The organism is Pararhizobium sp. PWRC1-1 (assembly GCF_049897905.1).
GTDB lineage: Bacteria > Pseudomonadota > Alphaproteobacteria > Rhizobiales > Rhizobiaceae > Pararhizobium.
In genome coordinates this window covers 58,514-71,538 of the sequence record NZ_JAFCXE010000031.1, presented here as the reverse complement: position 1 = coordinate 71,538, position 13,025 = coordinate 58,514, and the positions used below count along the sequence as shown (strand labels likewise).

Genomic DNA, 13,025 nt, shown 5'->3' with positions numbered 1-13,025 from the left:
CGGGATTGTGATAGATGACGATGTCGACCGGGGTGCTCATGCGACGTCGGACCTTTGGGTGGACGTGCCTTCCATCTGTCCGATATCGTGCAGCTTCGCTGTCAGGCTCAGATGCTCCAAGCTTTCGACAGGCAGTGCGGCAAAGGCAGCGATGCGCAGCTTCATGTATCGAAGGGTGGTGGCGAAGGCGACACGCTTTTCTGCGTCGGTTCCCTCTACCGCGGCCGGATCCTCGACGCCCCAGTGGGCCGTCATCGGTTGTCCTGGCCAGACAGGGCACGCCTCGCCCGCGGCGTTGTCGCAGACCGTGAAGACGAAATCGAGTTCAGGGGAACCAGCAGCGGCGAACTCGTCCCAGCTTTTGGAACGAAGGCCGTCGACCGGATAGCCATGGCCAGCAAGCGTCTCGATGGCGAAAGGATTCACTTCGCCCTTTGGGTAGCTGCCAGCAGAGAAAGCGTTGAACTTGCCTGCTCCATCCTTCCGGAGAACACTTTCGGCGATGATCGAGCGTGCAGAGTTTCCCGTGCAGAGAAACATCACGTTGAAGGTCGTCTTGGTCATAGGGGCACCTTTCGGTTTTAACAGCAGGGTTCGAGTTCTGCAATTAGCGGAGCACATAGGTCAGGATTGCTTCCGCAGCAGTCCTTCACGAGAAACAGCGTCAGATCGCTCAGACGCGTAATTTCGGCGCGATAGACAATGAGCCGGCTGCGGCGCTCGGCCGAAATCAGGCCCGCGCGCGCGAGAATATTGAGATGGGTCGACATGGTATTGTGAGGCACCGCGAGTGAGCGGGCGATCTCGCCAGCGGGCAGGCCGTCTGGCGACGCCTTCACAAGCAGACGAAAGGTTTCCAGCCGGGTCGACTGGGCGAGTGCCGCAAGGGCGAGAATTGCGCTTTCCTGTTCCATATATCGAGAATACTGGAAATATGGACAGCGTCAACCCTTGGTGCTACAAATTGCAGCGAGAAGGTTGAGGAGCTTTCTCAAGAGCGCCGGAGGGGATGGGAGTCCTGTCCGATGCAATGCGGTGGAGGAGGAGAACAGCGATGCAGGAAAAAGAGCTTCGTCCGGACTGTCCGAGCGCTGGAGCGACGGTCCTTGGCAGGCGATCGTTCCTTGGCGGGGCACTCTCGCTGATCTCGTCACCGGCTATTGGTGCAGCTTTGGAATCGCGATCTGACAAAAGTGTCCTGCGATTCGGTCTCACCCCTGTATTTCTGTCGAACGACATCGACGTGCTTGATGAACTAAGGAATTATCTGACCAAGGCGACCGGGCACGAGGTTCAGCTCGTAACACAACGGACCTATCAGGAGGTCACCGCGCTTCTCGTTGCGGGGAACCTCGAGGCCGCATGGATCTGTGGCTATCCCTACCAGAAATTTCACGATGACCTTGCGCTGCTTGCTACTCCGCTCTGGCGCGGACGTCCGTTGTACCAGTCCTACTTCATCGTGGGATCGCAGAGCCGGGCAAAGACGCTGGACGACTGCAAAGGTAATGTCCACGCCTTCTCGGATCCGGATTCAAACTCGGGATATCTGGTTACGAAGGCGTACTTGTCCGAGCGGCATACCAGTGAGGACAGTTTCTTCCGCAAGACATTCTTCACCTACGGGCACCGCAACGTGATCCGGGCAGTCGCTTCGGGTCTGGCCGATTCGGGCAGCGTGGACGGCTACGTCTGGGAGGTAATGCGAAACCTCGAGCCGGGTCTGGTGGATCAGACGAGGGTCCTGATCAGATCTACCTGGCATGGTTTCCCACCGGTGGCTGCGCCAGCAAGACTACAGAACACAGAGGTATTTAACACATTGCAGTCGGCGTTCCTCAACATGGCGTCGGACCCTGTCGGACGATCGGTGCTGGCCCGGCTGGAACTTGATGGTTTCGTCGATGCACCTCAATCGACCTTCGACAGCATCGCTGCCAACATGGCACATGTCAGGAGCCTCGGGTGAAGGTGATCTCCTACCTCCAGCGTATTCCCCTCACCCTTCGTGTCCCAGCGATGGTGGCGATCCTCATGATCGTCATCAGCGTCATCATTTCGGAGCGTGTTCTGAACAAGCTCTACGAGATGCAGGAACAGCATCTTACCGCGGTGATCGGAACATACTTCGATGGGCTTTCGACCGCGCTCATGCCTGCCGTCCTCAGGGAAGACATCTGGGAAACCTACGACATACTGGATCGCACCCGATCAATCTTCACCACGGTCGCGCCGATGGAGACGGTAGTGACGGGACGGGACGACAGGGTCATCGCGACGAGCGATCCGCGGAAAATTCCGGTGCTGTCTCCACTCCCCGCACAATACGCGGAGCGCATGTCGGGAGGCGGCACGCAGATCGACTGGTCGACCCACACGGGGTTCGGCGTGCGGTCGCTCCTGTATCAGGGCAGACGGGTGGGAACGGTCCAGGCGTCCTTCGACATCTCGCACCTCGTCGCTGAGAGGCGACAGGTGTTGTATACCCTCCTGGCAACCAACGCCGTTCTGGCCTTGGTGTTTGCAACAGTTGGCTACGTGATCGCCCGCCGTATGGTGAAGCCAGTGAAGACGCTTGCGGACCATATGCGTTCGGGCGTGGCCGGGACACCACAACCGATCACGCTGGAGGAGTTCCCAGCTCGAAGCGGCGAATTCGCGGACCTGTTTCATGGTTTCAACACCTTGGTTGAAGCCGAGCGGGAGCGCAGCGTGCTGACCCATCGTCTGGCCGAAGAGGAGAAGCTCGCGAGTCTGGGGCGGCTAGCCTCCAGCATGGCGCACGAAATCAATAACCCCCTTGGTGGCCTGTTCAATTGCATCGACACATTGAAGCGTCACGGTTCGGCCGAGAGTGTCCGCGATGCAAGCCTCTCCCTTCTGGAGCGCGGGCTGGCTGGTATCCGTGACGTCGTCCAGGCCGCGCTCGCAACCTATCGGCCCGACCGGTCAGCCAGGCCGCTGGTCGTGGGAGACCTTGAAGACGTCCGTGTCCTCGTGGAGCCCGTGATCGCTAGCCGACGGCAGACCTTGACCTGGATGAGTTGTCCTACCGACCTGACCATTCCTGCGTTGCCGGGCTCGGCTGTGCGCCAGGCGCTGCTGAATGTCGTGCTCAATGCCAGCGCTGCCGCAGGCGATGACGGCACGGTTGCCGTTGAGATGCGCATTGACAACCACGGTTCGACGCTCATTCTTTCAGTGGCAGACTCCGGTCCAGGTCTTACCAAGGCGGCAATGGATGTCCTCACGTCGGGCGATCCATGGCCTGCAAGCCATGCAGCCGGCGGGCTGGGGCTATGGATGGTCCGCAGGATGGTCGACGGCGTCGGGGGCCGTGTGAGTGTGGGCGGAAGTGACTACGGCGGAGCGCTGATCGAGCTGCACCTGCCGATCTCGAACACCGAGGAGGAAATGATCCATGCAGCGTGAAACGGGACGGATCGCGATCCTGGAAGACGACCCGATAATGGGGGAGTCTCTCTGTCAACGCCTGTCCCTGGAAGGGCATCGCGTCGAGTGGTGGACGAAAGGCGAGGACGCGCTTCGCGGCCTGTCAGGCGGCATGGAGGCCTTCGACCTCGTCCTCTGCGACATCCGGCTGCCGGACATGAATGGCGAGGACGTCTTCCGGCGGAGCTGTCGCGAAGCCTCGACTCCGTTCCTGTTCATGTCGGGATACGGGGACATAGATCAGGCGGTTCGCCTCATGCGCAGCGGCGCGGTCGACTACATCACCAAGCCCTTCGAGATGTCCGCCCTGCTCGACCGGATATCCTCCAGTCTCCGGTCAAGGCCGTCCGACGGCAACGAGGGCGTCCTCGGAATTTCCCCCGCAATGCGCGGCGTGGAGATGATGCTGCGCCGCTATGCGGTTCATCCCCTGCCCGTCCTCATCCAGGGAGAGACAGGCACGGGCAAGGAGGTCAGTGCCCGGTTCCTACATCAGGTGTCCGCCCGCCCCTCGTCGCCTTTCATCGCGGTCAACTGTGCGGCCATCCCCAGCGAACTGCTCGAGAGCGAGCTGTTCGGCCACGATAAGGGAGCGTTCACAGGCGCACATCAGCTCCACCGCGGCTATGCGGAAAGAGCCAGCGACGGGATCCTATTCCTTGATGAGATCGGCGACATGCCTCTGCATCTGCAGGCGAAGATGCTTCGGCTCATGGAGGACGGGAGGTTTCACCGACTTGGCAGTGAAGTACAGATCCCTTTCAAGGCACGGATCGTCTGCGCAACCCATCATGACATCGGCTCTGACGGAAGCACTTTCCGCAACGACCTCTACTTCAGGCTGTCGGCGTTGCCTGTAACGCTCCCACCACTGCGGGACCGGCCCGAAGATATCCTGTGGCTGGCCCAGCGCTTCCTCGAACAAATTGTGGAGCAGCGCGATACGCCGGTGCGCGGTATCAGCGCGCTGGCGGAGGACGCCATGCTTGAACATGGCTGGCCTGGAAACGCTCGAGAACTTCGCAACCGGCTCGAACGAGCCGCCGCACTTTCCGAGAATGTCCTCCTGATGCCAGCGGATCTGTTTCCTGATGCAAAGCCCTCCGCAGTAGGGCCTCCAGTCTCAACGCTGGCGGATGCCCGTGATGCAGCCGAACGGAGACAGATCATCAGAGCGCTCAGCGCGACCGACGGTCAGATTTCGCAGGCGGCGCGGCAGCTCGGCGTTTCCCGCACTACTCTCTGGGAGAAGATGACAAGGTTCGGTATCGAAGGTGGAGGACGTTCGGAAAACTGAACATCCCGAACCTGCATCGTCCGGAAGTTCGAACGCTAGAGCTACCCTTTTCCTGCGGAAGTCATGGAAACCAGCGCCAACGCTGTTGGCACGACGATTGCAGAAGACCTCTCAAGGACATCAACTTGAGGGAGGATCGCATGTCACGCTGTCGGACGATTATCGACGTTGGTAGACGTCAGTTTCTACGCGGAGGCGCACTCGCAGCGGCGAGCGCGACCGTAGCCGCCGTTGGAGCCGGGGCAACCCAGGCGCGTGCAGCCATCCCCTCAGCCGGGGTCGAGTACCCGTCGAACCGACTGGGCAACATTTCGGAACTGGTCGTCAACGAACCTCTCGATGTCACCTACCCTGACGAAAACGCTGCAGGCGTTCTCCTGAAGCTCGGCGTGCGCGTCGAAGGCGGCGTCGGGCCCGACGGTGACATTGTCGGCTTTTCCACGATCTGTCCTCACAAGGGCTTCCCCCTCAGCTATGCAGCCGAAGAGCGGACGTTCAACTGTCCCGGCCACTATTCCGTGTTCGACCCCGAAAAGGGGGGACAGCAGGTCTGGGGCCAGGCCACGCAGAACCTTCCGCAGTACATGCTGCGCGTCGCCGACAACGGAGACGTCTTCGCCGAAGGCGTCGACGAGCTTCTGTACGGCCGCCTTTCAAACGTCATCTAAGGGGTAACGATCATGGCTTTCAAACGTCACATCGACCGTCTGCCGATCATTCCCGCAGACGCCAAGCAACATAACGTCACGTGCCATTTCTGCATCGTCGGATGCGGATACCATGCATACACGTGGCCGATGAACAAGCAGGGTGGGACCGCGCCGGACAAGAACGTCTTTGGCGTCGACCTTGCCCAGCAGCAGGAAGCCGAAACGGACGCCTGGTACTCGCCTTCCATGTACAACGTCGTCAAGCAGCAAGGCCAGGACGTTCACATCGTCATCAAGCCTGACAAGGAGTGTGTAGTGAACTCCGGTCTCGGGTCGGTCCGCGGCGCGCGCATGGCGGAGATGAGCTTCTCGGAGGCTCGCAACACGCAGCAGCAACGCCTTACCGATCCGCTCGTTTGGCGCTACGGGCAGATGCAGCCGACAAGCTGGGAGGATGCTCTCGATCTCGTGGCCCGCGTGACCGCCACCATCATCAAGGAAAAAGGCGAGGATGCGCTCTATGTCTCGGCCTACGACCATGGTGGTGCGGGCGGTGGCTATGAGAATACCTGGGGTACGGGAAAACTCTATTTCGAGGCGATGAAGGTCAAGAACATCCGCATCCACAACCGCCCCGCTTACAACTCCGAGGTACACGCCACCAGGGACATGGGCGTCGGTGAACTCAACAACTGCTACGAGGACGCGGAACTCGCCGATACGATCTTCTGTGTCGGTGCGAACCCGCTCGAGACCCAGACCAACTACTTCCTGAACCACTGGGTTCCGAACATGCGCGGTGGAACGGCGGACAAGAAGAACGCGGAGCTGCCGGGCGAAGAACATCCTCAGGTCAGGATGGTTTTCGTCGATCCTCGCCGCACCGTGACCATCAACGCCTGCGAGGCGGAGGCCGGCAAGGAGAACGTGCTCCATCTCGCCATCAACTCCGGAACCGACCTTGCACTGTTCAACGCCATCTTCTCGCACATTGCCGAGAAGGGCTGGACCGATAAGGCGTTTATCGATGCCAGCACCAGCGGGTTCGATGATGCCGTCAAGGCGAACAAGACCTCGCTCGAAGATGCGTCGAAAATCTGCGGCGTCTCCGTCGCGGATATTGAAAAGGCTGCCGCCTGGATCGCGGAACCCAAGGCGGAAGGCAAACGTCGCCGGACGATGCTTCCCTACGAGAAGGGCCTGATCTGGGGCAACGACAACTACCGCACGAACGCCGCGCTTGTGAACATCGCACTTGCGACCGGAAACATCGGACGTCCGGGCGGCGGCTGTGTGCGTCTCGGTGGCCACCAGGAGGGCTATGCGCGTCCGTCCGACGCCCATGTCGGCAAGCCCGCCGCCTATGTCGACCAGCTCCTGATAAGCGGCAAGGGTGCGGTCCATCACATCTGGGGTTGCGACCACTACAAAACGACGCTGAACGCGCACGAGTTCAAGAAAGTCTACAAGAAGCGCACCGACATCGTGAAGGACGCGATGAGCAACGCGCCCTACGGCGACCGCGACGCGATGGTCAAGGCGATCGTCGAGGCCATCAACCAGGGCGGACTGTTCGCCGTGAACGTCGACATCATTCCGACGAAGATCGGACAGGCCTGCCACGTCATCCTTCCGGCCGCAACATCCGGCGAGGCAAACCTGACGTCGATGAACGGCGAGAGGCGCTTGCGGCTCACCGAGCGGTACATGGACCCGCCCGGCCAGTCGATGCCAGACTCCCTCATCGCTGCTCGTCTTGCCAACAACATCGAACGTGTGCTGCGCGACATGGGTGACGCCGCCTACGCCGACAAGTTCAAGGGCTTCGACTGGAAGACCGAGGAGGACGCGTTCATGGACGGCTATCACAAGGTCGCCGGTGGTGGCGAATTCGTCACTTACGAGCGCCTGAGGGCCATGGGCAATAACGGCGTGCAGGAGCCCGCCACGGGCTTCGAGAATGGCAAGCTGGTCGGGACAAAACGCCTCTACGAGGACGGCAAGTTCTCGACCAAGGAAGGCAAGGCGACCTTCATGGCCTCCGAATGGCGCGGCCTGCAAGCCAAGGGCAAGCAGGAGCAGAAGGACAAGCACAAGTACCTGATCAATAATGGCCGTGCGAACCACGTCTGGCAGTCCGCCTATCTGGATCAGGAAAACGACTTTGTCATGGACCGGTGGCCCTATCCCTTTATCGAGATGAACCCGCAGGACATGACAGACGCAGGCATCAAGCAGGGCGACCTGGTGGAAGTCTACAACGACGCGGGAGCGACGCAGGCGATGGCCTATCCGACGCCGACCGCGCGGCGCGGCGAGACCTTCATGCTCTTCGGCTATCCGACGGGCGTGCAGGGCAACGTCGTCAACGCGGGAACCAACGAACTGATCCTTCCGAACTACAAGCAGACTTGGGGCGACATCCGCAAGATCTCCGACGCCCCGCGCAACGTCGAGCACCTCTCGTTCAAGCCGAAGGAATACAAGTCGGCATGACCATCCGCAGGAGGGCGGCGGGTCCGCCCTCCCACGATCACCAACATGGAATCTGAAATGCGCAAGCTCATTGCAATTGCATCTCTCTGTCTACTGCCCGCCATCCCTGCCCTTGCCGACGGAAATGCCGAGGCAGGCGCCACCGTGTTCAAGAAGTGCGCGGTCTGCCACGCCGTCGGAGATGGTGCCAAGAACAAGGTCGGCCCCGAGCTCAACGGAATCGTCGGTCGCAAGGTAGCGGCCGCTCCAGGTTTCAACTACTCGGCCGCTTTCAAGGCGAAGGCCGCGGAAGGCTGGTCCTGGGACGAGAGCCACCTCAGCGAATATCTCGCCAATCCGAAGGTATACATCAAGGGGACAAAGATGGCGTTCGCAGGCCTGAAGAAGCCCGAAGAGATCGCGGACATCATCGCCTATCTGAAGACATTCCCCGGCCCTTGACTTCGACGCCCGCCGCAGCGCGCCGCGGTTTGCGGGCGGCGCCTTGCATGATGGGAGGGAGGCCCGGATGAACATTAAAATCGCCCTCGAACCAGCCGCTGGTGATTGCGGCGGCATAGGCGCAGAGAGGAAAGCTCTTCTTTCGTTCGACGACGCCGTGGCGACGGCTGTCGCGACGGCCCAGCCCTTGTCTGGGTCGGACCGAGTCGATCTCCGCAACGCCAACGGGAGAGTTTTGTCCCGCGACGTTCATGCATCCTCCGCCCTGCCGCGCTTTGACCATTCGGCGATGGACGGTTTTGCGGTGCGGTCGTGCGATCTCAGTGGCCCCGGCCCGTGGACCTTGCCGATCTTGAGTACGATGGCAGCCGGCGACGGAATACGGGAAGCATCAGCCCTGCCCGGCATGACCGTAGAGATCTACACTGGTGCACCAGTTCCAACAGGCTTCGACGCCGTCATCGTGCGCGAGAAGTGCAGGCGCCTTGGAGACACTGTACGGACAGCTTATCTACCCAAAGTCGGCGAGAATATTCGAAAACTCGGAGAAGACGTTGCGCCAGGCGTCCAGCTAGCTTCCTCCGGCACCCTCATCTCCCCTCATGTAGCCGCCCTGTTGGCTGCTTCAGGCATAAACGTGGTCGACATCCGACCGCGTGTCCGCGTCGCCCTGATCACCACCGGTTCGGAACTGCGACGTCCGGGGGAAGCCCTTCAATCAGGGCAGATTTACGATTCCAACCGTTATATGACAGCGGGAATGCTGTCGTTGCCTTGGATCGAGTTTACGGACCTCGGTCATCTGCGCGACGATCCTGGCGCGATACGGGACGCGTTGCAGATGGCGTCGCAGGAACATGATGTAGTTCTGACGTCCGGAGGCATGTCGCATAGTGCTGCCGATCATATGCGGACGGCACTGGAGGCTTGCAATGCACGGCTCGAGGTCCTTAACGTGGCCATGCGGCCAGGCAAGCCTGCCACCGTCGGACGGGTCGGTCGTGCACTTTTCATCGGCTTGCCCGGTAATCCGATGGCGGCCGCCGTGGTTCTAGGCCAGATCGGGCTCCCTGCAATTCGGGCGACTTCGGGATTTCGGCAGCATAGTGTCGACTGGTATCCCGCCGTGGCCGGGTTCGACTATCGCAAACGCGAGGGACGCACAGAATTCGTTCCGGTTAAGGTGATTGGCCGGGACGAGATGGGGCTCCCGGTTCTGGCGAGGCTCGGCCGCGGATCATCTGGCAGCCTGTTGCCGATGGCAGTTGCCGACGGGTTCGCGGTACTGCGCCCTGAAAGGATCCACATACCTGAAGGCACGGTCGTTCGATACGAACCGTTCGGAAGTTGACGCACTATTCGGACCAGGGCGTTAGCTTGCTACGATATATTTAAAACATCGACTTATTCAGGTTAGCTAATCCTAAATGTTGTGCTTTCCTGGTTTGACCTAGATCTGTGTGCCGTCGATTCCCTCCGAGCCATAAGGGAAGGACCAGATAGCAACGAAGGCAAGGATTCGAGCGGTAGCACCATATAACCAGCCCCCCGATGTGGATCTAACTCCCGTATCGATTTTCACTTGACCCAAGTCTTTCGCAGCAGTACATATATTTCCATGAATATCGAAATAGCGTCATCGCAGATGGAATCCTTGGGCAACCCGACACGGCTGCGCATCTACCGCATGCTTGTCCGTGCAGGCGTCGACGGCCTCCCCGTGGGCGGGCTGCAGCAGAAGCTGGACATCCCCGGCTCGACACTCTCGCACCATTGCAAGAAGCTTATCGACGCAGGGCTCGTCACACAGGAACGGAACGGCACCACGCTCATCTGCAGAGCGAACTACAAGACTATGACCGCCCTTATCGGCTATCTCTCGGACGAATGCTGTGCGGACGGACGCTGTGTAGACGACAGGGAGACGGCGGAAGCCTGACCCCTTTTTTTGACTAAATATTTCGAAACTGCTAGAAATATAGAAGGAGTATAGAATATGGAAAAACAGGATCTGCCAGTCGCTGTCATCGGTGCCGGTCCCGTCGGTCTTGCCGCCGCCGCGCAGCTTTTGCAGCGTGGCCTCCGGCCCCTCGTCCTCGAAAGCGGGCCGTCCGCAGGAACGTCACTGAGGTCATGGGGGCATGTGAGGGTCTTTACGCCATGGCGCTATGTGACCGAGGCTGCTGCTGTAGAACTCCTTTCGAAGGCAGGCTGGGCGACGCCGGACGAGGAGGTCCTCCCGACAGGATTCGAGATTGTCGAACGCTATCTTGACCCGCTGTCTCGAATTCCGGCGATGGCGAAGAGCGTCATTTATGATGCGACTGTCACGGCGATCACCCGACAGGGCCTCGACAAGGTAACGAGCAAGGGACGTGAGGCCGCTCCCTTCGATATCCGATACGTCGACGCGCAAGGGGTGGAACAAGCCGTCCAAGCACGAGCCGTGCTGGACGCATCCGGCACGTGGAAACGGCCCAGTCCCATAGGGATCGACGGGCTTCCGGTAATTGGAGAGAAGGCTGCAGCGAACAAGATCTCCTACGGCATTCCTGACGTGGCAGGCCGGGCCGAGGCGGACTTTGCCGGGCGCTCTGTCCTCGTGGTCGGCGGTGGCCATTCGGCCATCAACGTCGTACTCGCCCTGATGGATCTTCAGAAGACTTCACCGACGACGACGGTTTCGTTGGCACTACGCCGAAACAGAATCGATCGCCTGTTGGGCGGTGGTCTGAACGACCAGCTTCCCACACGAGGGGAACTCGGTCTCGCTGCGAAGGAGGCAATCGGTAGCGACCGTGTCCGGCTGCTGGCACCGTTCTCCGCGCAGTCGATACAGACGGTGGGTGACGGGCTGGAAGTTGTCGCGCTGATTGACGGCGTGTCCGAGCGGCTCGTCTTCGACAGGATCATCGTGGCAACAGGGTTCCGACCCAACCTTGACATGCTGAGCGAGCTTCGCCTCGACATCGACACGGCCGTAGAAGCCCCTCGCCTGCTTGCTCCGATGATCGACCCAAACCTCCATTCGTGCGGAACTGTCCCACCCCACGGAGTCGTAGAACTGATGCAGCCGGAGCCAGGATTCTTCATTGTCGGCTCCAAGTCCTACGGACGCGCGCCGACGTTCCTGATGCTGACGGGATACGAACAGGTGCGGTCGGTGGTGGCTGAACTCGCAGGAGACCACCAGGCGGCGCGCGAGGTGCATCTTGTGCTGCCAGAGACAGGAGTGTGCAGCGTGACGATTCCATCCCCCAAGGGAACGTCGGCCTCAGGATGCTGCGGTGGCCCCGCTCAGGCCGAAGTGGATGCGTGCTGCGTCGCCGATGTAGAAGCGAAAGCTGAAGGCAAGTCCGGCTGCGGGTGCTCGACCCCGGCAAAGGCAGTCCAAACGGAGCCCGCGGAATGATAGACGAAAAAGCCCCCGCGAGCCTTATCTGGGCACTCGGGGCGACACAGATCATCGGCTACGGCACGCTATACTACTCGTTCAGCATTCTCGCGCCTGACATGGCGCGGGAGTTCTCGGTGCCGGTCGAGCGGCTCTTCGGCCTGCTGTCGCTCGCGCTCCTTGTCGGGGCAGCGTTAGCGCCGAAGGCAGGCGCCTGGGCGGACCGCTATGGGGCGGGACGTCTCATGGTCCCAGGATCCCTGGCGGCAGGCGTGGCTCTCGCCGCCGCCGCGCTTTCGCCGAATGCGCTTACTCTTGGCATCTCGCTGGTGGCCATGGAGGTCGCCTCGATATTCGTGCTCTACAGCACGGCGTTCGCCGCCATCGTCCAGGTGGGAGGAGCCAGGGCACAGAAAAGCATTACGCATCTCACTCTCATTGCTGGTTTCGCCTCAACCCTGTTCTGGCCTTTGACGGCCACGCTCCATGAGCATCTGTCCTGGCGGAGCATCTACCTGGTCTTCGCGCTTCTCAACGTTCTGGTCTGCCTTCCCGTGCACTACTGGGTGTGGAAACTATCCCGCAAGCGAACGGCAGAACCGCCTACTACACCGGGCGTCGAAGTGGCGTCCAGCGCGGCTGCGCGGGGAGCCGGAGCCGGGAGCGGGATCTTCCTGCTGATGCTCGCCGCATTCGCCATCGAAGGATTCGTGCTCGCGTCCATTCTGGTTCACATGGTGCCCATGGTCACCGCCCTCGGGCTCGGCACTGCGGGGCTGGTGGTATCGACCCTCTTTGGGCCATCTCAGGTCGCCAGCCGATTGCTCAATATGATCTTCGGTGAGCGGCTGTCACAAACGATGCTTGCGGTGATTTCCGCTGGGTTCCTGGCCTCAGCACTGACTGTCCTGCTGCTGACCAGCCCGTGGCTTCCGGGCGTGATCGTGTTCGCAATCCTCTTCGGCTTGGGATCGGGTCTCGCCAGCATCGTGGGCGGGACCCTCCCCCTGGAGCTGTTTGGGCGGACTGGCTACGGATCGCGGCTGGGCTGGGTGACCGCCGCACGGCAGCTTTCATCTGCGCTGGCTCCGTTCGCGTTCGCGCTCATGATGCAGTCATGGGGTGTCGGAGAGGCGCTCACGGTCGGCATCATTGCCGCAGGCCTTGCGGTTGCCGCCTTCACTGCGATCACGCTTCTCCGGTCGCAGTCAATTACGCTTCTGAGACAGGTTCAGGAGCATTCAAGTTAACTCGCCGATGCCAGCGAGGATGTCCGTCCGGGGGCTCGGATGGA

Annotated in this window: 12 protein-coding genes; 10 read left to right on the top strand and 2 right to left on the bottom strand. The window is 60.7% G+C overall.

Going from position 1 to position 13,025, the window contains the following annotated elements; translation table 11 throughout:
* Positions 1 to 36: 36 nt before the first annotated feature.
* Together ACP7E0_RS31380 and ACP7E0_RS31375 are read right to left on the bottom strand one after the other, a co-directional pair.
* Complete coding sequence (locus ACP7E0_RS31380) at positions 37 to 564, bottom strand: arsenate reductase ArsC (protein WP_426130866.1); 528 nt, start codon at positions 562 to 564, stop codon at positions 37 to 39.
* 17 nt (positions 565 to 581) lie between these two features.
* On the bottom strand, positions 582 to 914 hold the full coding sequence (locus ACP7E0_RS31375; RefSeq protein WP_426130864.1) for an ArsR/SmtB family transcription factor: 333 nt from the start codon (positions 912 to 914) through the stop codon (positions 582 to 584).
* Positions 915 to 1,054: 140 nt separating this feature from the next.
* On the opposite strand from ACP7E0_RS31375, the gene ACP7E0_RS31370 reads away from it, so the two are divergent.
* From ACP7E0_RS31370 to arsK, 10 genes are all read left to right on the top strand, one after another.
* Positions 1,055 to 1,969: a PhnD/SsuA/transferrin family substrate-binding protein gene (locus ACP7E0_RS31370; RefSeq protein WP_426130863.1), complete on the top strand. Its 915-nt coding sequence runs from the start codon at positions 1,055 to 1,057 to the stop codon at positions 1,967 to 1,969.
* Complete coding sequence (locus tag ACP7E0_RS31365) at positions 1,966 to 3,432, top strand: ATP-binding protein (protein WP_426130861.1); 1,467 nt, start codon at positions 1,966 to 1,968, stop codon at positions 3,430 to 3,432. The genes ACP7E0_RS31370 and ACP7E0_RS31365 overlap by 4 nt, the downstream gene beginning before the upstream one ends.
* Positions 3,422 to 4,750 (top strand): arsenic response regulator transcription factor AioR, encoded by a 1,329-nt coding sequence (gene aioR / locus ACP7E0_RS31360; protein WP_426130859.1) that lies wholly within the window; start codon positions 3,422 to 3,424, stop codon positions 4,748 to 4,750. Before ACP7E0_RS31365 ends, aioR begins: the two co-directional genes overlap by 11 nt.
* Before the next feature lie 140 nt (positions 4,751 to 4,890).
* Positions 4,891 to 5,418: an arsenate reductase (azurin) small subunit gene (locus ACP7E0_RS31355; protein WP_426130857.1), complete on the top strand. Its 528-nt coding sequence runs from the start codon at positions 4,891 to 4,893 to the stop codon at positions 5,416 to 5,418.
* Positions 5,419 to 5,430: 12 nt separating this feature from the next.
* Positions 5,431 to 7,896, top strand: a complete 2,466-nt coding sequence (locus ACP7E0_RS31350) for an arsenate reductase (azurin) large subunit (RefSeq protein WP_426130855.1) — start codon at positions 5,431 to 5,433, stop codon at positions 7,894 to 7,896.
* A 57-nt stretch (positions 7,897 to 7,953) separates the two neighbouring features.
* Positions 7,954 to 8,337, top strand: a complete 384-nt coding sequence (locus ACP7E0_RS31345; protein WP_426130853.1) for a c-type cytochrome — start codon at positions 7,954 to 7,956, stop codon at positions 8,335 to 8,337.
* Between the two features lie 67 nt (positions 8,338 to 8,404).
* Positions 8,405 to 9,688, top strand: a complete 1,284-nt coding sequence (gene glp, locus ACP7E0_RS31340) for a gephyrin-like molybdotransferase Glp (RefSeq protein ID WP_426130851.1) — start codon at positions 8,405 to 8,407, stop codon at positions 9,686 to 9,688.
* A gap of 267 nt (positions 9,689 to 9,955) precedes the next feature.
* On the top strand, positions 9,956 to 10,276 hold the full coding sequence (locus tag ACP7E0_RS31335) for an ArsR/SmtB family transcription factor (RefSeq protein WP_426130849.1): 321 nt from the start codon (positions 9,956 to 9,958) through the stop codon (positions 10,274 to 10,276).
* A gap of 57 nt (positions 10,277 to 10,333) precedes the next feature.
* Complete coding sequence (locus ACP7E0_RS31330) at positions 10,334 to 11,749, top strand: FAD-dependent oxidoreductase (protein ID WP_426130847.1); 1,416 nt, start codon at positions 10,334 to 10,336, stop codon at positions 11,747 to 11,749.
* On the top strand, positions 11,746 to 12,981 hold the full coding sequence (arsK, locus tag ACP7E0_RS31325) for an arsenite efflux MFS transporter ArsK (RefSeq protein WP_426130846.1): 1,236 nt from the start codon (positions 11,746 to 11,748) through the stop codon (positions 12,979 to 12,981). The genes ACP7E0_RS31330 and arsK overlap by 4 nt, the downstream gene beginning before the upstream one ends.
* Positions 12,982 to 13,025: the final 44 nt, after the last annotated feature.

Coding starts and splice junctions, on each gene's coding strand:
- ACP7E0_RS31380 (WP_426130866.1), bottom strand. CDS start 564: ATGACCAAGACGACCTTCAACGTGATGTTTCTCTGCACGGGAAACTCT.
- glp (WP_426130851.1), top strand. CDS start 8,405: ATGAACATTAAAATCGCCCTCGAACCAGCCGCTGGTGATTGCGGCGGC.
- ACP7E0_RS31370 (WP_426130863.1), top strand. CDS start 1,055: ATGCAGGAAAAAGAGCTTCGTCCGGACTGTCCGAGCGCTGGAGCGACG.
- ACP7E0_RS31350 (WP_426130855.1), top strand. CDS start 5,431: ATGGCTTTCAAACGTCACATCGACCGTCTGCCGATCATTCCCGCAGAC.
- ACP7E0_RS31375 (WP_426130864.1), bottom strand. CDS start 914: ATGGAACAGGAAAGCGCAATTCTCGCCCTTGCGGCACTCGCCCAGTCG.
- ACP7E0_RS31330 (WP_426130847.1), top strand. CDS start 10,334: ATGGAAAAACAGGATCTGCCAGTCGCTGTCATCGGTGCCGGTCCCGTC.
- ACP7E0_RS31355 (WP_426130857.1), top strand. CDS start 4,891: ATGTCACGCTGTCGGACGATTATCGACGTTGGTAGACGTCAGTTTCTA.
- ACP7E0_RS31345 (WP_426130853.1), top strand. CDS start 7,954: ATGCGCAAGCTCATTGCAATTGCATCTCTCTGTCTACTGCCCGCCATC.
- ACP7E0_RS31335 (WP_426130849.1), top strand. CDS start 9,956: ATGAATATCGAAATAGCGTCATCGCAGATGGAATCCTTGGGCAACCCG.
- aioR (WP_426130859.1), top strand. CDS start 3,422: ATGCAGCGTGAAACGGGACGGATCGCGATCCTGGAAGACGACCCGATA.
- arsK (WP_426130846.1), top strand. CDS start 11,746: ATGATAGACGAAAAAGCCCCCGCGAGCCTTATCTGGGCACTCGGGGCG.